This is a genomic window from Streptomyces sp. TSRI0107, assembly GCF_001905845.1.
Classification (GTDB): Bacteria; Actinomycetota; Actinomycetes; order Streptomycetales; family Streptomycetaceae; genus Streptomyces.
Genome location: NZ_LIVZ01000008.1, coordinates 12,174 through 37,803, shown reverse-complemented (window position 1 = coordinate 37,803; position 25,630 = coordinate 12,174). Strand labels below are relative to the sequence as shown.

General features: G+C 74.1%; 16 protein-coding genes. 7 read left to right on the top strand and 9 right to left on the bottom strand.

All coding sequences use genetic code 11. From position 1 onward, the window contains the following. Positions 1-4: 4 nt before the first annotated feature. The 5 genes from AMK31_RS22760 to AMK31_RS22740 form a co-directional block, all read right to left on the bottom strand. Positions 5-505 (bottom strand): acyl-CoA thioesterase, encoded by a 501-nt coding sequence (locus tag AMK31_RS22760; protein ID WP_073942469.1) that lies wholly within the window; start codon positions 503-505, stop codon positions 5-7. Positions 506-512: 7 nt separating this feature from the next. Beyond that, positions 513-6,383: a type I polyketide synthase gene (locus AMK31_RS22755; RefSeq protein ID WP_073942468.1), complete on the bottom strand. Its 5,871-nt coding sequence runs from the start codon at positions 6,381-6,383 to the stop codon at positions 513-515. Then, a complete protein-coding gene (locus tag AMK31_RS22750) occupies positions 6,380-7,381 on the bottom strand; it encodes a hypothetical protein (protein WP_073942467.1) in 1,002 nt (333 codons plus the stop codon). The genes AMK31_RS22755 and AMK31_RS22750 overlap by 4 nt, the downstream gene beginning before the upstream one ends. After that, positions 7,378-9,366, bottom strand: a complete 1,989-nt coding sequence (locus AMK31_RS22745; protein ID WP_241842701.1) for a CRTAC1 family protein — start codon at positions 9,364-9,366, stop codon at positions 7,378-7,380. The genes AMK31_RS22750 and AMK31_RS22745 overlap by 4 nt, the downstream gene beginning before the upstream one ends. 386 nt (positions 9,367-9,752) lie before the next feature. Continuing rightward, a complete protein-coding gene (locus AMK31_RS22740) occupies positions 9,753-10,553 on the bottom strand; it encodes a TIGR03084 family metal-binding protein (protein WP_073942466.1) in 801 nt (266 codons plus the stop codon). A gap of 180 nt (positions 10,554-10,733) precedes the next feature. Here AMK31_RS22740 and AMK31_RS22735 point away from each other — a divergent pair, with 180 nt between their 5' ends. The 3 genes from AMK31_RS22735 (at position 10,734) to AMK31_RS22725 (ending at position 14,114) form a co-directional block, all read left to right on the top strand. Further along, on the top strand, positions 10,734-11,726 hold the full coding sequence (locus tag AMK31_RS22735; protein WP_073942465.1) for a DUF1702 family protein: 993 nt from the start codon (positions 10,734-10,736) through the stop codon (positions 11,724-11,726). Positions 11,727-11,772: 46 nt separating this feature from the next. Beyond that, positions 11,773-12,753: a DUF1702 family protein gene (locus tag AMK31_RS22730; RefSeq protein ID WP_073942464.1), complete on the top strand. Its 981-nt coding sequence runs from the start codon at positions 11,773-11,775 to the stop codon at positions 12,751-12,753. Between the two features lie 65 nt (positions 12,754-12,818). Beyond that, entirely contained in the window at positions 12,819-14,114 is a 1,296-nt protein-coding gene (locus AMK31_RS22725) for a cytochrome P450 (protein WP_079186912.1), read from the top strand. A 60-nt stretch (positions 14,115-14,174) separates the two neighbouring features. Here AMK31_RS22725 and AMK31_RS22720 read toward each other — a convergent pair whose 3' ends face one another. Further along, positions 14,175-14,891, bottom strand: coding sequence for a helix-turn-helix transcriptional regulator (locus AMK31_RS22720; protein ID WP_073942727.1), 717 nt, complete (start codon positions 14,889-14,891; stop codon positions 14,175-14,177). Between the two features lie 385 nt (positions 14,892-15,276). Here AMK31_RS22720 and AMK31_RS22715 point away from each other — a divergent pair, with 385 nt between their 5' ends. The 4 genes from AMK31_RS22715 (at position 15,277) to AMK31_RS22700 (ending at position 19,508) form a co-directional block, all read left to right on the top strand. Then, on the top strand, positions 15,277-15,846 hold the full coding sequence (locus tag AMK31_RS22715) for a DUF5987 family protein (protein WP_073942463.1): 570 nt from the start codon (positions 15,277-15,279) through the stop codon (positions 15,844-15,846). After that, on the top strand, positions 15,843-17,498 hold the full coding sequence (locus AMK31_RS22710) for an FAD-dependent oxidoreductase (RefSeq protein WP_073942462.1): 1,656 nt from the start codon (positions 15,843-15,845) through the stop codon (positions 17,496-17,498). Before AMK31_RS22715 ends, AMK31_RS22710 begins: the two co-directional genes overlap by 4 nt. A 237-nt stretch (positions 17,499-17,735) precedes the next feature. Further along, on the top strand, positions 17,736-18,830 hold the full coding sequence (locus AMK31_RS22705; protein WP_073942461.1) for a carboxymuconolactone decarboxylase family protein: 1,095 nt from the start codon (positions 17,736-17,738) through the stop codon (positions 18,828-18,830). Between the two features lie 15 nt (positions 18,831-18,845). Continuing rightward, complete coding sequence (locus tag AMK31_RS22700) at positions 18,846-19,508, top strand: MerR family transcriptional regulator (protein WP_073942460.1); 663 nt, start codon at positions 18,846-18,848, stop codon at positions 19,506-19,508. On the opposite strand, the gene AMK31_RS22695 is transcribed toward AMK31_RS22700, so the two are convergent. The 3 genes from AMK31_RS22695 to AMK31_RS22685 form a co-directional block, all read right to left on the bottom strand. After that, the gene (locus tag AMK31_RS22695; protein WP_198948546.1) at positions 19,429-20,397 is read right to left on the bottom strand and encodes a hypothetical protein; all 969 of its coding nucleotides are present in this window, start codon (positions 20,395-20,397) and stop codon (positions 19,429-19,431) included. The two genes, AMK31_RS22700 and AMK31_RS22695, sit on opposite strands and share 80 nt — an antisense overlap. A gap of 146 nt (positions 20,398-20,543) precedes the next feature. Beyond that, entirely contained in the window at positions 20,544-22,724 is a 2,181-nt protein-coding gene (locus AMK31_RS22690; RefSeq protein ID WP_079186895.1) for an SWIM zinc finger family protein, read from the bottom strand. Beyond that, on the bottom strand, positions 22,721-25,576 hold the full coding sequence (locus tag AMK31_RS22685) for a DEAD/DEAH box helicase (RefSeq protein ID WP_073942459.1): 2,856 nt from the start codon (positions 25,574-25,576) through the stop codon (positions 22,721-22,723). The genes AMK31_RS22690 and AMK31_RS22685 overlap by 4 nt, the downstream gene beginning before the upstream one ends. Positions 25,577-25,630 lie beyond the last annotated feature (54 nt).

Here is a 25,630-nt window from a genome sequence, read left to right as displayed (position 1 = left end):
GCCGTCACCCCCCGCCCGCGGTCGCCGCGAGCTGCCCGGGGGGAACGGAGCCGGACGCCGGGAGCGCGTACGGCTCCAGCGCGCGGCGCAGCGCCTCGGGCACCCGGGTCGGCCGGGTGTCGGTGTTGGGACCGCGCATGCAGGCCACCCGCTGGCGGCCCCGGGCGACCAGGTCCTCGGCGACCGCCCCGTCCTCGCCGCGCAGCCGCACGTAGTCGAAGGTGAACCCGATCTGCGTCTGCGTCAGGTCCTCCAGCCGCATCCGGATGGAGAGCTGGTCGAACGCGGTGATCTCGGCGAAGAACTCGCATCCCACCGAGAGCGTGAACAGCTTCAGGTCGCCCCGGATGTCCTCCAGCACCTCCGGGGCCCGGTCGCGCAGGAACATCTCCCGGCACCGGCCCTGCCAGCGCACGTAGTTGACGTAGTAGACGTTGCCCACCAGGTTGGTCTCCTCGAAGCCGACCAGGTGGCGCAGTTCGTAGTAGGGGCGTTCTGCGCCCATCGGTCCCTCACCCCTCCTTCTCTGTCAGCACGGCGAACACCGCCGGTTCCGGCGCACCGCGCAGGACGGCCGGGACGGTGGCGATCCGGGCCGCGCCGCACCGCAGCACCACCCACCGCTCCGGCGCCCCGGGGCCGCCGTCCACGGTCAGCTCGACGTGCGCCCGGCCGCTCTTGCGCAGGCACTCGACGGCGCCCCACACCCGGGTCGCGGCGAGCGGCAGGTCCTCGCCGTGCTCGGCCGCGATCAGCCGGGCCAGCGCGAGCCCGCCGGCGCCCAGCAGCCCCTCCCAGTCGTCCGGGCCGTGCGTGCCGACGCGCTGCACGTCGCACGCGACCGGCCGGTCTCCCGCCACGGCGAGGGTCACGCCGGCCCCGTGGGAGGCGGAGACGTACGGGCCGCCGTCCACCTCGGGACGCCCGTCCGGGCGGTGCCTGAGCGTCACCGGGCGGCCGAGCGCCTGGCCGAGGGCGTGGGCGGTGCGGGCCCGCCGGGCGTCCCGGCCGCCGTCGGCGTCGTCCCCGTCCGGGTGGACGGCGATCCGCACCGGCGCGGACAGCACCGCCTCGGCGCGCCGCTCCAGGTAGGGGCCGAGCAGCGCGGGCTCCCAGGGGCCGGAGCCGTCCAGCTTGCGGACGGCACGCAGCGTCAGGCCCGTCCAGCGTTCGACGACCGTGCCGTGCTCGTCGCGGACGTCGAGGTCGTAGACGTAGGTGTCGCCGTCCCGGGAGCGCTCGACGGCGTGCAGGACCACCCGGTCGCCGGCGGCCGCCGTGGCCGGGTCGGCGAGGTGCAGCCGCTCGATGCCGACCGGCAGCAGCGTCGCGTCCGGCACGCACGCCTGGATGGAGTGCATCAGCGCGTCCCGGGTGCCCGGGTCGGCCAGCACCAGGTCGGGCGAGAGGAAGCCCGCGAACCAGGGCGCGGTGGCGGACGTCGAGATGTCCGCGACGCACTCCTTGGCCGCGAGGTGCCGGTAGCCCCGCAGCCGCTGGAAGCGGGCGCCCTGGAACAGCACCGGCCCGTACATCTCCCGCGCCGGGTCCAGCGCCGGGGGCACGCCCTCGGGCGGGACCGGACCGTCCGCCGGCCGCGGGTGCGGCCCGTAGCGCAGCACCGCGCGGAAGTGGTCGGCGCGGAAGTCCGTCTCGCTGCTGCGGATCACCGCGCGGACCGTGTCGGGGCCGGTGGCCAGCACGGCCACCCGCACGGTGGTCGTACCGTCCGGCGGCACCGCCACCGGACGCAGGAACTCGGCGTCCTCCAGGACGGGCACCGCGTCGCGGCCGGTGCGGCCGGTGAGCGCCGCGGCGGCCTGCGCCATGGCCTCCATGCCGAGCACCGCCGGCAGCAGCAGGGTGCCGTCGAGGAGGTGGTCGGCGAGGTAGGGGTCGGTGGCGGCGGACAGCTCGGAGTCGGCCACGAGTTCGACACCGGGGTAGTGGGCCTGGACGCCCTCCACGAACCGGAGCAGCGGCAGTTCGCGCTCCTCCAGGGTGAGGGTCGGCAGGCCGCCGGCGCGGCCCATGACGACCAGGGTGTCGGGCATGTCCGGGTCGGCCAGCACCTGCCGGAGCATCGCGACGCCCTCGTCGGCCGGGATCGGCTCGATGCCCTCCCGCAGCAGCGACTCGAGCACCCCGAGCCGCTCCCCCATCCCGGTGCCGGACCACACCGACCACTCCAGCGCCACGCACCGGCAGCCGGGCAGGTCCCGGCGCAGCCGCGCGATCCGCTCCGTCAGCCAGTCGTTGGCGGTGGCGTAGTCGGCCTCGCCGCGCAGTCCGGCCCGGCCGATGATGCTGCCGAACGCGACGACCAGCCTGAGGTCCGCCGGGTCGACGGCGGCGAGGACCGCCTCCAGCCCGGCGATCTTCACGGCGAGGGTGCGGCGGAACGACGCCTCGTCGAGGTCGGCGAGGGCGCGCGGTTCGTTGCGTCCCGCGCCGTGCAGCACGGCGGTGACGGGGCCGAGCCGTTCACGTATCTCCTGCACGGCGGCCTTGGTGTCACCGGCCGAGGTGACGTCGGCTCGGGCGTAGTGGAAGCGGACGCCCGAGGCCGCCATCCGGCCGAGGTTGGCGGCGAGCTCCCGGTCGGTCTCGGGGTCGGACCGCCCGAGCAGGCCGATGGCACAGCCGGACTCACGGGCGAGGGACAGGGCGCACTCGGCGGTGATGCCCTTGCCTCCGCCGGTGACCAGCAGGACGTCGGCGACGGTCAGCGGGACCCGGGCCCCGCTGCCGGCGCCGGAGACGTCGACGGGCGGCAGGGCCCGCAGCACCGGCACCCGGCGGACGCCCGCCGCGTCGTAGTGCACCTCGCTGAACCCGCTGGTCCCCGCGACGTCCGCGACGATCCGGCGCGCCAGCCCCGCCACGTCGGACAGGCTGTTCAGCGGGAGCGTGACCACCGTCGTGGCGGTGGCGGGCGCCTCCAGGTGGAGCGTCTTGGCCAGCCCGGCGGCCCCGCGCCGGTCGCCGACCGCGACGAACCGGGCGGCCGGCGCGGTGGGGTGCAGGGCGGCGCGGGCGGCGGAGAGCATCAGCGCGGCGTGCTCGTCGTCGCAGTCGGCGGGCAGGCAGAGCAGCACGCCCCCGCCGAGCCCGGCGTCCCGGAGCGCCGCCGCGAGCGGCCCGGCCAGCGGATGCCGGTCGGGGGCGAACACGGCCCAGTCCGCCCCGTCTCCCGCGGCGGAGCCGGCCTGCCCGGCCACGCCCGCCGGTGCGGCCTCGACGAGGTCGACCGAGAACGCCCGGACCCACGGCGCGACACCGGCCGCCGCCGTCGTACGGTCCGCGTCGGACGGCAGGGCCGTGCCGGACAGCTCGTCCAGCAGGGCCGCCAGTTCGGCCAGCGTCGACGTGGCGAACGCCGAGGTCGTGGCGATCGCCTCGACGCCCAGTTCACGGGCCGCGTCGTTCATGATCTGGCCGACGGTGATCGAGCTGAGGTGCAGCTCGTCCAGTGGGTTGGTGTCCGGCGAGACGGCCGACGGCGGCAGCTCGGCACGGGCCGCGGCCAGCCGCATCAGGATGTCGAGCGTGCTCGCGCCGTCCTCGGCAAAGTCCCCGGCCGGCGGCCGTACGGCCGCCGCGGCGACGGGGTCCGTCCCGGTGTCCGCCGGGAGCGGCAGGTCCCCGTCCGGCGCCGACTCGCACGGGCTCGCCAGGAAGCGGAACTCCTTGTCCAGCGGCAGCGGCCGGGTGAAGCGGTCCCGGAACAGCTCCCGGTGGCGCACCGGGGCGCCGAGCACCCACGCCGCGGCCACCCCCTGGAAGAGCCCCGCGAGGGACCTGCCGTCGGTGTCGAGGGCGATCACCGGAACGTCCACCGTCTCCGCGGCGAGACCGCTCAGGATGCGCCCCGGGCCGACCTCCAGCAGCAGCTCGCTCTCGGCCGCCACACCCCGCACCGCCTCCGTGAACCGCACCGGCGCGAGAACCTGACGGGTCAGCAGCTCCGCCACGTCGGTGTCCAGGGCGAGCGGCGCGCCGGTGACCGTGGAGACCACCCGCCGCTCCAGTGGCGCGAGCCGCTCCTCCGCCAGATGCCGGGCGAACGCGCGCGCCGCCGGGGCGACCGCGGCCGAGTGGAAGGCGTGCGAGACGTTGATGCGCTGCGAGCCGAGCCCCTGGGCGGCGGCCCGCGCGCTCACCCGCTCGACGGCGGCGGCGGGCCCCGAGACCACGGTCTGGCGGGGCCCGTTGTACCCGGCGATCACCACGGGCTCACCGGCGAGCAGCGGCTCCACCGACGCGGGGCCCGCGGCGATGCTCACCATCGCGCCCCCGCCGTCGCTGGCGGCGGCCATCACCCGGCCGCGCGCCGCCGCCGTGCGCAGCAGCCCGGCCTCGTCCATGGCCCCGGCCCAGTGCAGGGCCGTCAGTTCGCCCAGGCTGTGGCCCGCGGCGGACGTGCCGGTGATGCCGAGCATCGCCAGCACGCGCAGCCCGGCCGCGGAGGCCGTGACGATCCGGGGCTGGGCGACCTCGGTCGCGACCTGGTCGCCGCCGACCGGGAGGGCCTGGTCCCGGTACAGCTCGTCGACGGCGGCGAAGCGGGCGCGCAGCGCGCCCCCGTCGCCGCCGCGGCCGGCGCCCTGCCCGGGGAAGAGGAATCCGATCCGGGGCGGTACGTCGGTACGGCGGCCGAGGAACAGCCCGCCGGCCGGCTCGACGACGGTGCGCGCACCCCCGTCGACCCGGGCCAGCAGCTCGGTGAAGCGTTCCTCCGCCTGCTCCGGCGACGAGGCGACGACGGCGGCCCGGACCGCACGGCCCGCCAGCTCGGCCTGCAACGAGGCCGCCAGGTCCGCGAGTTCGGCGTAGGACAGGCGTCCGGCGAGGGCGGCGAGCCCGGCCAGCCGTCCGCGCAGCCCGGCGGTGTCGTCCGCGTCGACCAGGAGCAGCTCGCAGTCCTGGCGGGAGCGGACCAGGCGGACGGCGGACCGGGGCAGGGCGGTGCGGCGCACCCCGTCGGCGTGCTCGACGACGACGTGCGCGTTGATGCCGCCGAAGCCCATCGAGGAGACCCCGGCTCGCCGCGGGGCGCCGTCGGGCCACGCCTCGGCCTGGCGCGGCACCCGCAACGCGGGCCGCTCGCCGAGCAGTTCGGGGTGCGGGTCGTGGTGGCCGGTGGCCGGGGGGATGATCTGGTGGCGCACCACGAGCAGGGCCTTGAGCAGGCCGGCGATCCCGGCCGCGGCCTTGGTGTGGCCCATGTTGCCCTTGACGGTGCCGAGGGCGGCGGGCGGCGCGTCCGGGTCGGCGGCCCGGCGGGCCTCGGACAGGGCGCGCAGCTCGGTGGCGTCGCCCACGGCGGTGCCGGTGCCGTGGCCCTCCAGGTAGGAGACGGTCTCCAGGCCGAATCCGGCGGAGCGGTAGGCCCGGTCGAGGGCGAGGCGGTGGCCGCTCGCCTCGGGGCGGGTGATGCCGCCGCGGCCGTCCGAGGACCAGCCCCAGCCAGCGATCACCCCGTAACGGAAACGTTCCTGCGCCACGGCGTCCTCGTCCCGCATCAGCACCACGGCACCGCAGCCCTCACCGGGCCAGAAGCCGTTGGAGCCGCGGTCGTAGACGCGCATCTCGCCGGTGGCCAGGGCTCCCGTCTTGGCGAAGCCGATCACCTCGAACGGGTCGATGCTCAGATCCACGCCGCCCGCGATGGCCACGTCCCACTTCCCGGCGGCCAGCGCGTCGCACGCGGTGGCGACGGACAGCAGCGAGGAGGAGCAGGCGCCGTCGACCGTGAACCCGCCGCCACCGAGGTCGAAGTGGTTGCAGATGCGTCCGGCGATGGTGTTGGCCAGGCCGCCGGCCAGGCTGTCCTCGTCGATCGGCGGGAACGGCTGCTTGTACCGCTCCTCCAGACCGGCCAGGAACCCGGCCAGCTCCTTGTCCGACCAGCCCTGCTCGCGCAGCGCCGCGCCGACCGTGCGCCGGACGTACGGCCAGCGCAGCCGCATCAGGTTGGCGCGGCTGAACTCGCCGGTGAGGCTGTTGCCGAGGACGGCGCCGGTGGTGGCCGCCGGCAGGCCCCCGCCGTCGGGGAACCCCGCGTCCTCCAGGGCCCGCGCGACGGTGTCGAGGGCCAGCCAGTGCGTCATGTCCGTGGCGCGGAAGGTGCTGCCGGCGACGCGGTGCCTGACGCGGTCGAACTCGTACCCCTCCAGGACGGCCGCCTTGCGTGCGTAGTGGCGGTCCGGGGCGGCGGGGTCGGGCGAGTAGTAGTCCTCGTGGCGCATCCGCTCGTCCGGGAGGCGGCGGAAGGCGCGCCGCCCGGCCAGGACGTTCTGCCACAGCTGCTCGGGCGTCTCGGCGTCGGGGTAGCGGCAGGCCATCCCGACGACGGCGATACGCGACGGCGCTCCGGTCATGCCGCCACCGCCTCGGATCCGGTGGCCGTGCCCGCGGTCGCGGACGGCACGGCGGCGGCCCGCTCGCGGCGGCGCTGCCTGAAGTGGGCCACCCACCAGCCGATGCCGCGCAGGGCGCACACCGCGGTGGTGGCGAAGAACAGCGTGTAGACGACGTTGAAGAGCATCATCACCCCGTAGACCATCGCGACCGACGCGCCGAACATGAACTGGTTGCGGGCCTTGGTCGGCGTGGTACCCGGGTCGCTGATCATGTAGTTGGTGAAGAGCACGAAGGCGACGCCGCTCATCGTGCCGACCGCCGAGTAGACCGCGACGTCCCAGACGAAGTGCCGGATCACGCCCTGGATCGCGAAGCCGCCGAGCCAGCCGACGATCAGCGCGACGCGCTTGGTCAGGATGGCGTTGATGACGGTTCCCGCGGTCGCGATGATCAGCGGGATGGCCATCCGGAAGAAATTGTTCGCGTTCTCCGTGAACTGGTACGGCGGCGCGATGCTGAACCAGGTGCCGAAGCAGAGCAGCGAGACGGTGATGCCGAAGTTCGACGGGTTCATGAAGTGCCGCATCCGGCCCGCGATCGGCGCCTGGAACACGTGCTTGCCGCCGACGCCGACGACCACGCCGAACAGGACCGGCAGGAACAGGTCGTTGCCGTAGGTGAGCATCGACACGGCCAGCGAGGTGATGTGGGCGGGCAGCAGGAACTCGTACACCCCGCGCACGCCCCGGCCCCGGAAGCGCGGGGCGCGCTTGTACGCCCAGGCGCTGATCAGTTCGAGGCCGATCTCGGTGGCGTAGCCGCAGAGCACGGCCAGGATCGGCCAGAGCCACGGCTGCTCGAAGCCGAGCAGGGTGTAGCCGAAGACGTTGAACACGCTGATGGAGATTGCGAAGTTGCGCAGTGCGAGATAGCGCGGGTCGGGTTTGCCGGCCGGGCGCGGCGCGCCGGCCTGCGGTGCCTGCCCCGCGGCGGGTTGGGTCACCGTCGCGGTCATGTGCTCGGTACCTCCTGCGCGTCGCCGGTGAGCATGAGGGTGTGGGTGCCGGGGTCGAGGCGGCGTTCCTGCTGGTGGACGTTGCCGTCGGCGTCACGCCACCGGATGTCCAGGTTCACGGGTCCGTCGTAGGAGCCGAGTCCGAAGCGGACCTCGAAGCTGCGGAAGCCGCTGTGGCCGCTGCCGCCGTCGAGCTGTGCGATCTCCGTGCCGTCGGGCGTGGTGGCGCGGACCGTGGCGTTGTAGGCGGGGGTGCCGGCGCCGGACAGGCCGTCGTCGGAGCCCTTCGCGGCCGGGTCCTCGGAGGGCCGCACCAGGTTCAGGGTGAGGTGGTTGCCGAGGTCCGGGGACGTGTTGCAGTAGAAGGCGGGCGGTCCCCACTGCCGGGCCACGGCGAGGTCCAGCGCGCCGGTGCCGGTGGTGTCGCCGGTCGCCAGGGCGCGGGTGGGGGTGGGCACCGCGAGGCCGAGCTGCTCGCTGATGTTGGCGAAGGTGCCGTCGTCGGTGCGGGCGTAGAACGCCAGCTTGTCGTCCCCGGCGATGTCGTCGCCCGGCTGCACGTTGGGCCACATGGCGGGGTTGGACAGCAGGAGGTCGTTGGCCATGGCCATCTCCTGCAGCCACGGCCAGCGGTCGATCTCGCCCTTGACGAAGCCGTCGGTCTGGACGACGTCCTGGTTGCCGGAGTTGCGGAAGTCGCCCATCTTGACGTCCCAGTTCCAGCCGGTCCACGCCAGGCCGTACTCGCGGGCCTCCTGGGTGAACGGGGCGACGCCGTCGGCGAGTTTGCGCTCCATCTCCGCCTCGTCGGAAGTGCGGTTCTTCCAGACGAAGTTGGACTCCTCCAGGCCCCACGCCGCGGTGATGTTGCTGACCACCATGTCGAAGCGGCCGGTGCGGTCCAGGTCGCCGAAGTCGACGCCCATGCCCTTGAAGGAGCCCTTGCCGAGCACGAACGACTTGGGTGTGGTGGGGGTGCGTTCCCCGACCGCCTCGGTGAACCGGATCTGCCCGGGACGGGAGCGGTTGTAGAGCAGGTGGTCGTGGCCGAAGTCGTTGGCGATGTACAGCTCCGGCAGGACGTCACCGGTCAGGTCGGCGCCCGCGATGGCGAGCGTCCAGCCCGTGGCGGCGTCGTACGGGATGGCCTTGGAGTCCTCCGTGTAGTGCGCGGTGGGCTCGGTGCCGGAGGTGGCGGACGTCCAGCGCAGCACGCGGTCGCCGCCGGCGTTCTCGGAGCGGGACAGCGAGTCGTTCATCACGACGTTCTTCAGGCCATGGGGGTCGAGGACGTCGGAGTCGGGGAAGTAGTTGCCGATGACGATGTCCGGATGGCCGTCCCCGTCCAGGTCGCTGACGTGCACGGCGTCGGTGTTCCAGCGCGGGCCGTGGTACTTGCCGTCCCGCGACTGGAAGGGCACCAGCTCACGCGGCACATAGGCGCTGTTCGACGGTGTGCGCGCGTCGGAGCGGGCCAGGAAGAGGATCGGGGTGCGTCCCCAGTAGCTGACCAGGATGTCCATGCGCGCGTCCGCGTTGAAGTCCCCGAAGGTGCAGCCGGTCGGCGCCATGGTGTTGTCCACCGGCAGCGGCGCGGCGTCGAGGAGGAACGGCGTGAACCGGTCGGCCTTTCGTGCCGTGGGCGTGTACGTCACCGTGACCTGGTCGGTGCGGGTGTCGACGATGCACATGCCGGAGGGCCGGCCGTTTCCGGTGACGTCGTTGATCGCGATGCTCGCGCCCACCGACGAGATCCAGGAACGGATCTTCTCGTAGGCCGGGTTGACCTCGCGCACGGTGCGCTTGGGCAGCTTGTCGTAGCCCGGCGGCATGGCGATGGGCATTTCCTTGAAGCGGTAGGCGGCGGCCACCTTCGTGCCGTCGGGAGCGGCGACCGATTCCCGGGTCGCGAAGAACAGTGTTGCCGCGATGAGAACCGTCACCAGCCCCGGCACAAGCCTGCGAATCCGCTGGCTGTACGCCACGGTGCTCCCCCCTCTCTCTGGTGGATGTCAGGGTCGGCGTGCGAATCGAGATTTGATTCCACAGCTACGATCCGGGATTGCCGTGCGGTCGGCATCTCCCGGCTTGCTAGCCGAGACTGCGCACGTCAGGGCAGTCGGCAAGCTCGAAGAAGCGCCGCGGGCGGGCCGTCGCGAAAATCCTCGGCCACGGCCCGGGACTCGTCACCGCCGGCCTTTTGAATGCGGCCCGTGGAATCAATTGGGATTCCGTTCACATGCTCTCGGGGCGCGAATTCCCGTGCGCCGTCGGAATGCGCCCCCCGTCGGTTTCCGACGCTCCCCCGCGGGGGCGGGGTCCGTGTCACCCGGTTCCGGGTGACACGAACTCTCCGGCCCGCCGGCCTTGCTCAGCGCGCCTGCGTGGCGAACTGGCCGGGCTTGCGCCCGGGACCGGCCGGGCCGCGGTACGCCTGGGCGATGTCCAGCCACTGGTCGGCGTCCGGTCCGGACGCGGTGAGCGCGAGGTCGTCGCGGTGCCGGCGCCGGGTGGCGAGCAGGCACAGGTCGACGGCGGGTCCGGTGATCCGCTGCTCCGCGTCGGGCACGCCGAGCGTCCACACCTCGCCCGAGGGCGCGGTCAGTTCGAAGCGGAAGCCCTCGCGGGGCTCCGGCAGGCCGTGCGACTGGTAGCCGAACTGCCAGGTGATCGCGGTGAACTCGGCCACGTGCCGGATCCGGTCGGTGTACTCGCGGGTGACTCCGAGGGCGTCGGCGACGTCCTGGCCGTGCGCGAACATCTCCATCATCCCGGCCGCCGCCAGCACCGCCGCCGGGATCGGCCGGACCAGCCACGGCACCAGCTGCGCCGGGGGCACACCGTGCAGCGCCCGCTCGGTCGCCGCCCGCTGTGTCCGCCAGGCGTCCAGCAACTGCTTGCCGTCCATGGGCAGATACGGTTCGAGCCCGTGCTGGACGGCCTGGTCGAAGTTGGTGACCTTGGCGACGAACTCCTTGAACGCGGCGGGGTCCCCGGCGGCCTTCTCGGCCATGCCGAACACCATGGTCAGGTGGCCGACCTGGTGCCGGACCGTCCATCCCTCGGCCGGTGTCGGCCGCGCCCACTCGTCCTCGTCGAGATCCACGAGCAGTGCCTCGAGGGCGTCGCCCTCCGCCACCAGATCGCCGTAGGGGTCCCTGTGCTGTGTCATGCCTCGTCCTCTCTCCGGGCGGCTTGTCGCGGGGCCCAGTCTCAGACGAGGCGGGGCGCGTCCACTTCTCCGACCGTGCTGTGGGGGCGCGGCCCGGCGGGAGGCGCAACCGTGAAGAAGCACCGGTGTCGCCCGGGTGCCGATGATGGTGTGGCAGTCGAGTCGTTCGTGGAGGGAAATGTGGCGAGGACTCTGAGATCGCTCCGGCGCGTACTGCTCGCCCCCGAACTGGCCGAGGTGTCGTTCGCCCGGCGCGGCTTCCCGCCGCTGCCCGCCGGCAGTCCCGCCGCCCGCCTCCAGGACGTCCCGCGCGCCGTCGTGTGCGGCTTCGAGTGGGCCATGGAGGAACGCGGCGTCGAGGACATCGCGCACCGTCTGGAACTCCTGGATCCCGAGCAGCGCGGCTTCGGCTACGAGGGCGCCACCATGGCGCTCACCGTGCTGGACGTGATGGGCCGCCGCGGCCACCGCACCCGCCGGCTGCTGGACGGCCCCGGCCGCCCGCACATCCTCCTCGCCTACATCGGCATCGGCTTCGCCATGGCGCGGCTGCCGCGCGTGCTGTGGGGCAAGGTGCTGCCCGATCTCACCGACCAGCCGTTCCACCCGGTGATGAGCTGGCTCGCGGTGGACGGCTACGGCTTCGACCTGGCCTATTTCCACACCCGCCGCTGGGTCGACGAGCAGCGGGTGCCGGCGAGTCATCCGTGGCAGGGCGCGCCCGACTACTTCCCGCGCGCCGTGGACCAGGGCATCGGCCGCGCCCTGTGGTTCATCCACGGGGCCCGGCCCGAGCGCGTCGACGCCGCGATCCGCGCGTTCGCCGAGCACCGGCAGGCCGACCTGTGGAGCGGCGCGGGGCTGGCCTCCGCGTTCGCCGGCGGCTGCGGCGCGGACACGTTCGCCGAGCTGCGGCGGCTGGCCGGGCGGCATGTGCCGGAGCTGGCGCAGGGAGCGGTGTTCGCGGTCCGGGCCCGCGATCTCGCCGGGTTCGTGCCGGAGCACACGGCCGTGGCGACGCGGGCGCTGACCGGCCTGTCGGTCGAGGCGGCCGTGGCGCTCGCCGACGACAGCGCCCCGCCGGCGGGTGGCCCGGGCCAGGTCCCGGCCTACGAGCACTGGCGGCGCGCGATCCGTGCTCACTTCCGTCCCGAAGTGGCCGCCCGCCGATAGCACCTCGGCGCAACGCCCAGGGACAGCCGACAAGAAGGGGAGTTCCATGCCGAGCACCATGGGCAGGCTGCGGCGCCGGTTGCTGACGCCGAGCGTGACCGAGACCCTGCTGGAGACCCGCGGCTTCCACCGGAAGACGCCCGAGGCGCAGAAGCTGCTGGAGACGATCGGCAGCCGGTTCCTGGAGGGCTACGGCCATGCCATGGCCGCCGGCGGTACGGCGGAGGCCGAGGAGCATCTGGAGGCGATTCCGGAGCGGTTCCGCGGGTTCGCCTACGAGGGCGCGGGCATGGGGTACGCCGTCCGCGACGGCCTGCCGGGAGGCGGCCGGGACGGCGTCGAGCGGCTGCTGGCCGGCCGCGGCGGCGCGCACGTCTACATGGTGTACGTCGGCATCGGCTGGGCGATGGCCCGGCTGCCGCGTTTCCGGTGGGCGGACGTCGACTCGCTCGATCCGCTGCTGCGCTGGCTGGTCCTGGACGGGTACGGCTTCCACCAGGCGTACTTCCGCACCGACAAGTACGTGCACCGCAAGTACCGGGACGAGCGGTTCCCGTGGCCCGCGCACGACTTCCCGTCCTACACCGGTCAGGCGATCGACCAGGGCGTCGGCCGTGCCCTGTGGTTCGTGTGCGGCACCGACGCCGGTCTCGTCGCGTCCACCATCGAGGGTTTCCCACAGGAGCGCCGGGCCGATCTCTACAGCGGGGCGGGCCTCGCCGCCACGTACGCGGGTGGGTGCGACAAGGAGGAGCTGGCGCTGCTGCGGGAGCAGGCGGGGCCGCACCGGGGCGCGCTGGCGCAGGGCAGCGCGTTCGCCGCGGAGGCGCGGCTGCGCGCCGGGCTGCTGGTGCCGCACACGGCGGAGGCCACCCGGGTGCTGTGCGGCATGGAGCCGGAGGAGGCGGCCCGCATCACCCAGGAGGTCCGGCCGCGGGAGGCCGCCGGGTCGGGGTCCCTGCCGGCGTACGAACTGTGGCGGCGGGCGATCGCCGAGCGGATCGCCGCCGGGACGGAGCGCCGGTGACCGCCGTGACCCGTGCGGACCGGCGGGTCCCCCCGTCGCCGCCGCTGCGTGCCGTGCCGTCCCTGATGCGGCAACTGGCCGGGGACCGCCTGGCGATGATGACGGCCGCCGCCGGGTACGGGGACGCGGTGCGGCTGTCCCTCGGCCCGAAGACGCTGTACTTCTTCAACCATCCCGACCACGCCAAGCACGTGCTGGCGGACAACGCCGCCAACTACCACAAGGGCATCGGTCTGGCCCAGTCCCGGCGTGCCCTCGGCGACGGGCTGCTGACCAGCGAGGGCGATCTGTGGCGCCGGCAGCGCAAGGTCATCCAGCCCGCCTTCCAGCACCGGCGGATCGCCCAGCAGGCGGGGGCGGTCGCCGAGGAGGCGGCGGCGCTGGTCGAGCGGCTGCGCCGGTACGAGGGGCGCGGCCCGGTGAACCTGACGCGGGAGCTGACGGGGCTGACGCTGGGCGTGCTGGGCCGCACGCTGCTCGACACGGGCCTGGACGAGTTCGCCGACCTCGGCCATGCCTTCGAGGCGGTCCAGGAACAGGCCATGTTCGAGATGGTCACCATGGGCGCGGTGCCGATGTGGATCCCGCTGCCGCACCAGATGCGTTTCCGGCGGGCCCGGGCACGACTGCAGCGGGTGGTCGAGCAGCTGGCGGCGGAGCGGATCGCGCGGGGTGCGATCGGGCAGGGGGACGACGCGCTGTCCCGGCTGATCGCCTCGGTGCGCGCGGAGCCGGACCCGCGGGTCGGCGACCGGCGGCTGCGGGACGAGCTGATCACCCTGCTGCTGGCCGGCCACGAGACGACCGCCTCGACCCTGGGCTGGACCTGCTACCTGATCGACCGTCACCCGGAGGTGCGGGACAGGCTGCACCAGGAGGCGGTGGAGGTGCTGGGCGACCGGCTGCCGCGCCACGAGGATCTGCGCGCGCTGACTTACACGGCCATGGTGGTCGAGGAGGCCATGCGGCTGTATCCGCCGGTGTGGATCCTGCCCCGGCAGGCGCAGGCCGCCGACGAGATCGGCGGCTATCACGTCCCGGCCGGCGCGGATGTCCTGATCTGCCCCTACACGCTGCACCGGCATCCGGACTTCTGGGAGGCGCCGGGGCAGTTCCGGCCCGAGCGTTTCACGCCCGGGGAGCGGAGCGACCGCCCGCGCTACGCGCACATCCCGTTCGGCGCGGGTCCGCGGGTGTGTGTCGGCAGCAGCCTGGGGCTGATGGAGGCGGTCTTCACGGTGGCCCTGCTGTGCCGCGAGCTCCGTCTGGAGAAGGTGGCCGGTCTTCGCGTGGCCCCGGAGCCGATGCTGTCGCTCGGGGTGCGCGGCGGGCTTCGGGTGACGGTCCGTACGGTGCGGTGAGGAACGGTACGCCGTGGCATGCGCCGGGTGCGATGGAGTCGCTCCACCGCACCCGGCCGGTCACCCGGCCGCCTTGACCAGATTGGCCGTGAAGGTGCCCGACCGTACCCGCTGGAGTGCCATCAGCACCGGCGGGTCCAGCACGCTCACCTCGCGCAGCCGGAAATCGATGCGATGACGTGCCACTCGGGGGAGTATCTCGAGGGGGCCGACGGAACCGACGTGGACCGCCTGGTCGTCGGTGAGCGCCTCATGCGCGGAGGCCGGCACCGAGTGCCCCAGCAAGTACCACGCGCCCATCGGCACGTCCCGTATCTCGAATGGGCCCGGCCTGCTCAGCACGGTACAGCTGACGGGTTTTCCCTCCGGCACTCTGGTGGGAAACAGGCCGAGGTATATGAGCCCCGGGTCGGCACCAACCGGGGCGCTCACCGCGCCGTATACCGACCCGCCGGCCCCGCCCCTTTCCGCGGCGTTCACCTTGCGCACGAACCCACCCAATCTGCGGTATGCAGAAGGCGGCAGACCGACACTGCTCGCAAAGCGCGAGCTGAATGTGCCGACACTGCTGTAACCGACCGTGGAACTGATCTCCGTCACGGTCATGCTGGTGGTCAGCAGGAGTCGTTTGGCCTCCTGGATCCTTAACGCGGAGAGAAAACGCCGGGGAGAGATACCGGTGATCCGCTGGAACTCCCGCGAGAAGTGGAACTTGCTATACATGGCGAAACGCGCCATGTCATCAATGCTCAGCGGCTCCGAGAGCCTTCTCTTCATGTCTTCGATCGACCGCTCCACCGCCCTTTCGATCCCCGTTACCGCGCACCCTGTACTAGCCATTTGTCCTCCGAAGCCGAGACGAAATGCCGATGGACAGAACCTGGGCCGGTGGCGCTTGCAGCGACCGTCTCTGAAGCGGAAGCGGCTCCGCCGAATGTCATTATTAGCGGCCGATCAGCGCCCGAACAAGAAGGCCGTTGATGTTTGGCCGGTACATGCTGCGGGAATATACCGCCCCTTTGCCCGGTGCCTCGCCGACAGCAATGACAGAGATGCCCCCCACCACGCGGACCGTGGACCATCGACAGCAGTGCAGCACCCGCTGGAATCAAATTCAACCAACAGGATGCTTAGACGTCCCACAGGCCGAAAAGGTACAGCGATGCGACTGGATCAACCAGCCCCGAAACAGGACACAATTAGCACACTGGAAGCCTTCGCCGACACCATAGTCCCGGGAGAGAAGCGAAATCCGGACGACCGTGCGGTCGCCGGCGCCACCTCCGGCCCCGGCGCCGTCGCGGCGGGCGCCCTCGAACTGCTGCAGAACCCCGCGACCGGTCTGGCCGAGTCCCTGGAGGACCTCGCCCACGCCCTCAACGGCCACGCCGTGGCCCTCGCCGCCCAGCGCGCGATCTCCCTCGACCCGGAGGTGCCCCCGTTCGTGGCCCTGTCCTTCGCCGACCGCACCGGCCTGGTGACCGCGCTGACCGCGCCCGGCCACCCCGAGCGCGATCTGTGGGTCAGCCTCGCCCTGTTCAGCAACATGGCCTTCGACACCGGCGCCCATCTGCACACCACCGAGGCGATGGCCGCCGGGCATCCGGGACTGGCGGCCATGGGCTTCGCCGCCCCGGACCCCGACGGGCTGTGGCGCTTCCCCGACTTCTCCTACGGGCGTCCGCTCGCCCGCCTCCACCCCGACACCACTCCTTCCGGGAGCCTGGCATGAACGGCACCGAACGCACCGACGTACTCGTCGTGGGCAGTGGCTTCGGCGGTGCCATCGCCGCGTACCACCTGGCGGCGGGCGGCGCGAAAGTCACCGTTCTCGAACGCGGGCCGTGGCTGGAATCCAATGACTTCGAGCACGACTTCCTGCTGGGGTCCTCCTACACCCGCATCTTCGACTTCGTCGTCGGCGACGGCATGAGCCTGCTCGGCGGCAACTGCGTCGGCGGCGGCAGTGTCGTCTACTTCGCGGCGATGCCCCGCGCGCCGCGCTTCGTCTTCGACCGCACCGGCAGCATCGGCCGCCGCATGTGGCCCTCCTCGATCAACCGCGACACGCTCGACCCCTGGTACGACGTGGTCAGCGACGCCCTGCCGGTCACCACCCAGAGCTGGCAGGACGTCACCTACGCCGGCGGGCTGTTCGCCGCGGCCTGCGACCACGCCGGGCGGACCGCCAACCCCGTGCCCACCGCCGTCGACACCGCGAAGTGCACCAACTGCAACTGGATGATGGCCGGTTGCCGGTTCGACGCGAAGCGGTCGCTGCTGCTGAACTACCTGCCCGCCGCGCTGGCCCACGGCGCCGAGATCCGGCCACTGCACGAGGTGCAGAAACTGACCCGCACCGACGACGGCGGCTACCGGGTGCACTACAACGTCGTCGACGACACCGACTACCGGGTGCACAACGGCAGCGGCACCATCGACGCCAAGATCGTCGTGCTCGCCGCGGGCGCCGGCGCCACCCCAGTCATCCTGCAGCGCTCCGCCGCCGACCTCGGCGCCATGCCGCACGCCGTCGGCCGGTACTTCTCCGGCAACGGTGAACGGCTCAACACCGCCGTCGTCGACGAGGACCGCGCCCGCGACCTCCTCGGCCTCGACCGCGGCGACGGCACCGCCTACCTCGCCAACCAGATCGGCAAGGGCCCGGTCGTGGCGAGCTGGGACAACCTCGACGGGCGGCTGCCCGAGCACTCCCGGTTCTCCCTGGAGCAGCTGTACTTCCCGCCCGGCTTCGGCACCATCCTCGCCCAGGTGCCCGACGCCCAGGGCCCCACGTGGTTCGGCGTGGAGAAGACCGAGCTGGTCCGGCGCTGGCGCTCCTGGCTGACGATCTTCACGATGGTGGAGGACGACAACGAGGGCGTCTTCGGTCCGCCGCCGCCCACCGGGAACGCGGTCCGGATCTCGCAGCAGATGCTCGGCCGCGGGCCGATCCAGTACCGGCCGACCGCCAACACCCTGCGCGGCTGGGCCGAGTCGGACGCCGTCGTGAAGGACATCCTGGAGCGGGACGGCCTGTCCCGTGTGATGCCGTGGACCAACGACGTGGTGGGCGCCTACACGGTCCACCCGCTCGCCTCCGTCCGCATCGGCGACGACCCCCACACCTCCGCCCTCGACGACCGGCACGAGCTGCGCGGCCACCCCGGCATCTTCGTGACGGACGGCTCCGCGGTGCCCGGCGCCCTCACGGTCAACCCGGCGCTCACCATCTCCGCCCTGGCCGAACGCGCCATGCCGGGCATCGTCCAGGCGGCCCGCGAACGCGGCGTCGACGTCACCTACGGCGCCCCCACCCCCGACGGGAACACCGCCGGCCGGCGCGGCGTACGGACACAACTGCCGTACCTGGCGCGCGACTAGGGGGTGCCTCGTCGATCAGGCCGGATCAGGGAGCGGCGTCTGGTGCCGTGCATCGCAAGGCGGAGGAGGGAGTCGATGCGGCGCATCGGCGAGTGACGACAACGCGGCGAGGCGCGGTGCCAGACGCCGCGAGCCCGGCATGATCGGCGAGACACCCCCTAGAGCCTGGCGTTCGGACCAGGCCGTCCGGGAGTCCACGAAGGCAAAGGGCAAGGCCAAGGGAAAGGGAGATGAACGATGCCGAACCCGCTCGTCCGTCCGGCCGCGCGACGGTCGCTCTCGCACGTGCGATACGTACGGCGCGTGCCGCCCGCCGCCGCGTCCGGCCTGGTCGCGGCCGTCTACGAGGAGGTCGAGCGGGACTTCGGGATGCTCGCTCCGCCGGTCGCGCTGCACGCCCCCGCCCCGCCGCTGCTGGCCGCCGCGTGGACGGTGCTCCGCGAGACGCTCGTCGCCACCGGGGAGCTGGAGCGCGCCCACAAGGAGGCCGTCGCGACCGCGGTGTCACAGGCCAACTCGTGCCCGTACTGCGTCCATGTGCACGGGACGACGCTGAGCGGCCTGGTGCCCGGGGCCGGCGCCGCCACGTCGGGGCAGGACGCCGGTCCCGCGAATCCGGAGGGCGAGTCGCGCGGGCTCGCCCTCTGGGCCCAGGGGGGAAGGGGCGGGCGGCCCGCTCGGCCGCCCGCCCCGCGGGAACTGCCCGAGGCCCTGGGCGTGGCCGTGACCTTCCACTACCTCAACCGCGTGGTTAACGTGTTCCTCGGCCCGGAGCCGCTTCCCGCCCGGATCCCCTCCCCCGCCCGGCGCACCGCCTCCCGCCTGCTCGCCCGGGCCCTCGGCGAGAGCGCCCGGGCGCACCGGGAACCGGGCCGCTCCCTCGATCTGCTGCCGGCCGCTCCGCTCCCCGGCGACCTCGAATGGGCCCGGGACACCCCCACCGTCGCCGGCGCGTTCGCCCGCGCCGCGGCGGCCGTCTCCGCCGCGGGCGAGCGGGTCGTCCCGTCCTCCGTCCGCGCGCTCGTCGACGCGGAGCTGGCCGACTGGGACGGCGGCCACAGGGGGCTCGGGCTCGGCTGGCTGGACACCGCGCTGGCGGCGCTGCCCCCGGGCGACCGTGCCGTCGGCAGGCTCGCCCTGCTCACGGCCTGCGCCTCGTACCGGGTGGACGAGTCCGTCGTCGCGCCGGTGCGGAGCAGCGGGGCGGGCGACGGCGATCTCGTGGCGCTGGTCGCCTGGTCGGCCTTCACGGCCGCGCGCCGCGCGGGCACCCTGCTCGCCCGCCCGCCGCAGCCGACCGAGGCCGTCCCCGGAACGCACGCTCACGAGTGACGGCACGGAGGCCCCATGCTCATCGCGGAACTCTCACACGTCACCGGGGTTCCCATCCCGACGATCAAGTTCTACCTGCGTGAGGGCCTGCTGACGTCGGGACGGCTCATCAGCCGCACACGGGCGCACTACGACGGCACGCACGTCCACCGGCTGCTCCTGATCCGCGCGCTGCTGAACGTCGGGGGCCTCTCCCTGACCGCGGTGCGCGACGCGCTCGCCGCGGTCGACGGCGAGGACCCCGCCTCGGCGCGCCGCCCCCGTGCGGGCCGGGACGGGACGCCGCCCGCCGCCGCGGACGAGCCGTCGTCCGCGAGCGTCGGCGACCTGCTGGCGGTGGCGGAGCGCCAGGGCTGGCGGGTGTCACCGCACAGCGCGGAGTTCGCCGCCGCGGCCGGTGTGCTGGACACGCTGCGCGAGCTGGGGCACGGCGACTTCGTCGACCGGCTGGACGACTACGCGGAGGCAGCCGGCAGGGCTGCCTCCGCGGACGTCGAAGCGCTCCACCGGCCCGGTGACGACGCCGTCGTACGGGAAAGGCTCGTCGTCGGCGACGTCCTGGGCGACCGGCTCCTGAGCGCGCTCCGGAGAATCGCGCTCAGTTGTTCCAGGGAGCCGTCGGGAACCAGATGTAGTCGAGCCTGCCGAGAATGCGCACCGTCCAGTAGACGAGGGTGAAGAAACCGGTGACGAGGAACGCCGAGGCGGTCAGCGTGGCCGCCCGGCCCGGCCGCGCGGTGAGCCAGCGCTGAAGCCGCCCGCCCAGTCCGTAGGACAGCGCGATGAACAGCACCGCCATGACGAGCACGTTGCCGAGGGACTGCAGGGTGAACGCGACCGCGCCGTACAGCGGGTCCTGCGTGGTCGCCGCGTGCCGGAACAGGCTCCGGAACAGCGGGTACGGGCGCCCGATCAGGAAGGCGCCGACCAGGACGCCCATCAGCACCAGCGGCGCGTTGCGGAACCGCCGGGAGGCGGCGGCCAGCGGATCCCTGATCACTCCCAGGGCGGCCAGGCCGAGGACGATCATGACGAGCCCGATGAACCCGAAGGTGATCATCGCCTGGGCGATGCGGGGCGTCATGCCTCCGCCGGCGGGCCTGACGGTCGAGAACTGCGGCATGTGGGTGCCGGCCAGGCCCACGATCACTCCGTAGAGGGCGGACACCGGGATCATGCCGGCGGCCATCCAGCCCAGCGGCTTGACGGTGTGCAGGAACCGCTGCCGTCGCGACTCCTTCTGCCCCACCAGCGGCCCGACGGCACCGAAGACCGCGATGTTGCACGCGGTGAACGATCCGGCCAGGCCGGTGACGAAGGCGAAGACCACCCCGGCGGCGATGCCGCTGATGGGGGTGGTCTCCGGGTTGTGCCCCAGCAGGGTGTCGGCGGTCCTGAAGCCGATCTCGTGGTCCACGAACTCGGCGGACCAGGCGTACGCGGCCAGCAGGCCGCCGATCAGGCTGAGCAGCACGATCAGTCCCCGTCTGCGGGGGAAGCTGCCGGGGACGAACAAGGACGTTCTGAGCGGCTCGGTGGGTGCCGTTGCCGCGGCGGTCTCACTCACGCGTTGTCCTCCTGCCTCATGGCGCGGGGAGTCACGCTTGCAGAGTGTGGGCCACCGTCGCGGTGGGCGCTTCTCTCCGCTTGCTTTCCGCGCTGGGCCACCGGGTGTTTCCGGCCGCTCCCGCCGGGTCCGGATCTGAGGTCCGGTCAGGCTTCGGCGGAGGCGCCGAGGCCGGTGAGGGCGCCCACCGGGTCGGGGTCGGGGGTGCCGCGGGGCCACCAGTCGTCGGCGCCGGGGTCGGACTCGTAGCCGTACCAGAGGCCGTCGCGGCCGAGGCGGAGCTGGAGGTGGCCGCGGGGGTGCGTGAGGCGGTTGCGCCAGGGCCGGAACGCGGGGAGGTCGGCGGCGAGGAGGAGCGGCCGGGCCCGGTCGAAACGGCCGGCCGGCGGATCCCAGGGCTCTTCGAGGGCGGCGAGCCCGTCCGGGCCGCCCTGACGCCAGGCGGCGACCGCGCGCGCCAGCTCGGCGGGGGTGCGGCCGGCGGCGGAGGCGAGGGACGCGTACAGGCCGCGGGTGGCGACGGTGAGTCCGGCGCCGGGGCGGGCCGCGGCGAGCCGCACCGCGTCCTGCCACAGGGTCAGCTCGGCGGCCGGGTCGTGGCCGGTGGCGAGCAGCGCGTGGGCGCGGGCCGCGGCGTCGGTGGCGAGCTGGTCCAGCGCGAGCGGGTCGGGGCCGCCGGGCGCCGCCGGGTAGGCCGGGGGCTGCTCCGGGTGCGGGGGCACCGGCAACGGCGCGGGCAGCGGCGGAAGTCGACGTGGGGCGAGGGCGTCGGCGGCGCGGACGCCGGGCAGCGGTGCCGGATCCCGGTCCTGGGCGGAGCGGGCCGCTCGGGTGGCGCTCAACCGGGAGAGCGCGTCGAGGAGTTCGCGCTCGCCCCGGCCGCGCAGCAGGAGCAGCACGAACGGGTCGGCGTCGAGCAGCCGGGCCGTCTGGTAGCACAGGGCGGCGGCGTGCTTGCAGGGGTGGCCGCGGTCGGGGCAGCTGCACCGGGGCTCCAGGTCGCCGGGGCCGGGCAGCAGCGGCACGTCGCCCTCCGCGAGGGAGTGCGGCATCTCCTTGTCCAGCAGCGCGGCGATGTGCCCCGGCCGGTCCGCCGCCGCGTCCAGGAACCGCTCCCAGTCCGCGTCGTCCAGGGTGCGCAGGCGGATCTGCACCCGGTACGGCCTGGGGCGGCTGCCGTGCACGTAGGCGAGGACCAGGCCCGGTGTCACCGTGATGGCGTCGACATGGCCCCGCTCGGCGTAACCCCGGCCGCGGTCCAGCCGCTTGGCGTCGAGCGCGCCCTCCTCCAACGCGGTGATCCAGGCGTCGCCCCACCAGGTCTCCGCGAACCGGCCGTCACCCTCGGAGGGACGGGGCGGGAAGGCCGGGAAGGTGCGGCGGAGGTCGCCGTCACGGCGGGGGGAGGCCATGGAGCGGGGGGTGGAGCCGGGTTCGGGGCGGGCGGCGGCCTCTGCGTCGGCGTCGGCGGCCCAAGTGGCCCGGTGTGGGCGGGGGTTGGCGTCCGACGGCGTGGCGGGGCGGGCGGGTCCTACGGCGTGGGAGGGTGCAGCGGCATGGGAGGGCTCCGCCGGGCCGTCCGTGTCGGCCGGCATCCGGAAGGCGTTCGCCAGGAAGGCGGCCACGTCCCTGGACGACGTGGGGCGGTCCGGGCGGCGCACCGGGGCGGTGCGCGGCGCCTTGGTGGCCGCGCGCTCCTTCTCCTGTTCCCGGCGGGCGGCGCGGAGCGCGTCGCGGGCGGCGTCGGCGGGACGGGTGTCCCGGCTGTCGCCTGTCCGGGGCGCCCCGGCAGGGGTGTGGTGCGGTTCGTCGCCCGGTTCGTCGTCCGACTTGTGGTGCGGCTCGGCGTGCGCTTCGTGGTGCGGCTCGGCGTGCGTTTCGTGGTGCGGCTCGGCGCCCGCGGACCGGTCGTCGGCTTGCGGCACCTCCCCGACGGCCCGTTCCTCCCCCTCGGCCTGCTCACCCAGGTGCTCCCCGGCGCCCCGCCGGGCCGCGACCGCCCGGCGCAGCGCCGCGCGGGCGGCGTCACCGGGACGGGGCTCACGCGGTTCACGGGATGCACGGGGTGCACGGAACTCGCGTGTCCCGTCGGCGTCGCCCGTGTCGCCGGTGCCGGTGTCCTCGACGCCCCCGACAGCGTCCGTCGTCGGCGTACCCGCCGCCGCTCCCCGCGTCCCCCGCGCCGCGCGCAGCGCGCGGCGTGCCGCGTCTCCCGGACGGGCGGACCGCGTCTCCTCGGCACCGTCCCCCTCGATGCCGGTCCCCGCGACGACGGCCTCGTCGGCGCCCGCGCCCTCGGCGTCCCGCTCCCGCGACACCTCGCTCATGACTCCGCCCTCCGCAGCGAGACCAGGTCGGTCAGCTCACGGTCCGTCAGTTCGGTGAGGGCCGCCTCGCCGGAGCCGAGGATCGCGTCGGCCAGGGCGCGCTTGGAGGCCAGCATCTCGGCGATGCGGTCCTCCACCGTGCCCTCGGTGACGAGGCGGTGGACCTGGACGGGCTGGGTCTGGCCGATGCGGTACGCGCGGTCGGTGGCCTGCTCCTCGACGGCCGGGTTCCACCAGCGGTCGAAGTGGACGACGTGGCCCGCGCGGGTGAGGTTCAGGCCGGTGCCGGCCGCTTTGAGGGAGAGGACGAGGACCGGGGTCTCGCCGCCCTGGAAACGGTCGACCATCCGCTCGCGCTCGGGCACGGGTGTGCCGCCGTGCAGCAGGTCGACGGGGACCGCGCGGGCGGCGAGGTGGGCGGTGATGAGGCGGGCCATGCCCACGTACTGCGTGAAGACCAGTGCCGAGCCGTCCTCCGCGAGGAGTGTGTCCAGCAGTTCGTCCAGCAGGGCGAGTTTGCCGGAGCGGGCCGCGTTCCGGTCGACGCCGCCGCGCTGTCCGGGTTCCTCCTTGAGGTACAGCGCGGGGTGGTCGCAGATCTGCTTGAGGGAGGTCAGCAGCTTCAGGACGAGGCCCCGGCGTGCCATGCCCTCGGCCGTCTCGATGGCGAGCAGCGACTCGCGGACCACCGCCTCGTAGAGCGCGGCCTGTTCGCGGGTGAGGGGGACGGGGTGGTCGGTCTCCGTCTTGGGCGGCAGCTCGGGGACGATGCCCGGGTCGGACTTCTTGCGGCGCAGCAGGAAGGGGCGGACGAGGCGGGCCAGCCGGGTCACCGCCTCCTCGTCCTCGCCGTTCTCGACGGCGCGGGCGTGCCGGGCGCGGAAGGACTTCAGGGGGCCCAGCAGGCCGGGCGTGGTCCAGTCGAGCAGGGCCCACAGCTCGGAGAGGTTGTTCTCGACGGGGGTGCCGGTGAGGGCCACGCGGGCGGGTGTGGGGATGGTCCGCAGCGCCTTCGCGGTGGCCGAGTACGGGTTCTTGACGTGCTGTGCCTCGTCGGCGACGACCATGCCCCAGGGCTGTTCGGCGAGGAGCGGGGCGGCCGAGCGCATGGTGCCGTAGGTGGTGAGGACGAAGCCGCCGCCGAGGTCGTCCAGGGTGCGGCCGGTGCCGTGGTAGCGGCGGACCGGGACGCCGGGGGCGAACCGCTCGATCTCCCGCTGCCAGTTGCCGAGCAGGGAGGCCGGGCAGACGACGAGGGTCGGCTCGGGGCGGGCCCGCTTCAGGTGCAGGGCGATGACGGTGATCGTCTTGCCGAGGCCCATGTCGTCGGCGAGGCAGCCGCCGAGGCCGAGGGAGGTCATGAGGTCGAGCCAGGCCAGACCGCGGAGCTGGTAGTCGCGCAGGGTGGCGCGCAGTCCGGCGGGCGGTTCGGCGGGGCGCACCCCGGCGGTGAGGCGGTCGCGCAGGGCGGCGAGGGCGCCGGCCGGGACCGCCTCGACGGTCTCGCCGTCGACCTCCGCGGTGCCGGTGAGGGCGGCGGAGAGCGCGTCGACGGGGTCGAGCAGGCCGAGTTCGCGTTTGCGGGCCTTGCGGACGAGGGCCGGGTCGACGAGCACCCACTGGTCGCGCAGCCGGACCACGGGCCGGTGGGCCTCGGCGAGGGCGTCCATCTCGGCCTCGCCGAGCGGTTCGCCGCCGAGGGCGAGCTGCCAGCGGAACTGGAGCAGTTCCCCGCTCTCGAAGAAACCGGTGCCGTCGGTCGCGGAGCCCGGCGCGGGCCGCACCACGGCGGCGGCGGTGAGGTCGCGGGCGAGGTCGCGCGGCCAGTGCACGGCGACTCCGGCGGCGGCGAGGCGGGTGGCGGCGACGCCCAGCAGGTCGCCCAGCTCGTCCTCGGAGAGGGCCAGGACGTCGGGTACGTCCTGCTCGGCGAGCCGGTCCAGCGGGGGCCAGACGCGGGCCGCGCGGCGGACGGCGAGCGCGGCGTCCACGCGGGCGCGGGGGCCGAACTCCGTGTCCGCCCCGCCCGCCCACAGCGTGGCCGCGTCGGTCACGAGCGTGGGGTCGGCGAGGCTGTGCACCTGGACGATCGCGGCGCCCGCGCGGCGCAGCCGTTCGCCGCCCTCGCCCTCCTGGCCGGTGTCGAACAGGTCGTAGGCGGCGAGGTCGAGCCGGAGCGAGACGCGCACGCCCGCGTCCATGCCGGCGGCGACCTCGGCGGCCCAGTCGTGGGCGTCGGGCAGGCGCTGCGGGCGGCGGTCGGCGAAGGGGCGTCCGCAGGCGTGCGGGGCGGCGGGGGTGCGGGGCAGGGTGTCCGCGACCGCGTCCAGGAAGGAGCGCATCAGGGCCTCCGGCTCGGGCAGCCGGAGCGGGCCGGGGCCGGGCAGGGGCACCGCGTGGCCCTCGTGGGGCAGGGCGGCGGCGACGGCGCGCAGGTGGGCGACGTCGTCGGGGTCGAGCGGGCCGGCCCGCCAGGCGTCGTGGCCGGTCGGCGTGAGACCGGGCAGGAAGCGGCCGCGGGCGGCGAGCCGCAGGGCGTGCAGGGCGGCCGCGCCCCAGCAGGCGGTGGCGGGGTGGGCGGCGGGGTCGTGCCGCGCGCGGACCAGCAGGGGCAGGGCCTCGCCGAGCGGCACGCTGAGCGCGGGGGCCTGCTTGCGGCGTACTCCGGAGCCGTGGGGCCGTACGACCGTCAGTTCCGTGGGTTCGGCGGCGGGCAGGTCCGCCGGGGTGTCGCCGTCGGGGTTCCAGAAGGCGATCCGGCCGTCGCGCGGGAGGGGGGCGGGCAGGAAGACGGCCGCGAGTCCCGCGGGCACGCGAAGGTCCGCCGGCTCGGCCGCCACCGTGTCACGCATACGTCCTGTCACCTCCCACCCCGGGTGTTCCGATCAGTCGTCTTCGACTCTACG

Coding starts and splice junctions, on each gene's coding strand:
- AMK31_RS22760 (WP_073942469.1), bottom strand. CDS start 505: ATGGGCGCAGAACGCCCCTACTACGAACTGCGCCACCTGGTCGGCTTC.
- AMK31_RS22755 (WP_073942468.1), bottom strand. CDS start 6,383: ATGACCGGAGCGCCGTCGCGTATCGCCGTCGTCGGGATGGCCTGCCGC.
- AMK31_RS22750 (WP_073942467.1), bottom strand. CDS start 7,381: ATGACCGCGACGGTGACCCAACCCGCCGCGGGGCAGGCACCGCAGGCC.
- AMK31_RS22740 (WP_073942466.1), bottom strand. CDS start 10,553: ATGACACAGCACAGGGACCCCTACGGCGATCTGGTGGCGGAGGGCGAC.
- AMK31_RS22730 (WP_073942464.1), top strand. CDS start 11,773: ATGCCGAGCACCATGGGCAGGCTGCGGCGCCGGTTGCTGACGCCGAGC.
- AMK31_RS22725 (WP_079186912.1), top strand. CDS start 12,819: ATGCGGCAACTGGCCGGGGACCGCCTGGCGATGATGACGGCCGCCGCC.
- AMK31_RS22720 (WP_073942727.1), bottom strand. CDS start 14,891: ATGAAGAGAAGGCTCTCGGAGCCGCTGAGCATTGATGACATGGCGCGT.
- AMK31_RS22715 (WP_073942463.1), top strand. CDS start 15,277: ATGCGACTGGATCAACCAGCCCCGAAACAGGACACAATTAGCACACTG.
- AMK31_RS22710 (WP_073942462.1), top strand. CDS start 15,843: ATGAACGGCACCGAACGCACCGACGTACTCGTCGTGGGCAGTGGCTTC.
- AMK31_RS22705 (WP_073942461.1), top strand. CDS start 17,736: ATGCCGAACCCGCTCGTCCGTCCGGCCGCGCGACGGTCGCTCTCGCAC.
- AMK31_RS22700 (WP_073942460.1), top strand. CDS start 18,846: ATGCTCATCGCGGAACTCTCACACGTCACCGGGGTTCCCATCCCGACG.
- AMK31_RS22690 (WP_079186895.1), bottom strand. CDS start 22,724: ATGAGCGAGGTGTCGCGGGAGCGGGACGCCGAGGGCGCGGGCGCCGAC.
- AMK31_RS22685 (WP_073942459.1), bottom strand. CDS start 25,576: ATGCGTGACACGGTGGCGGCCGAGCCGGCGGACCTTCGCGTGCCCGCG.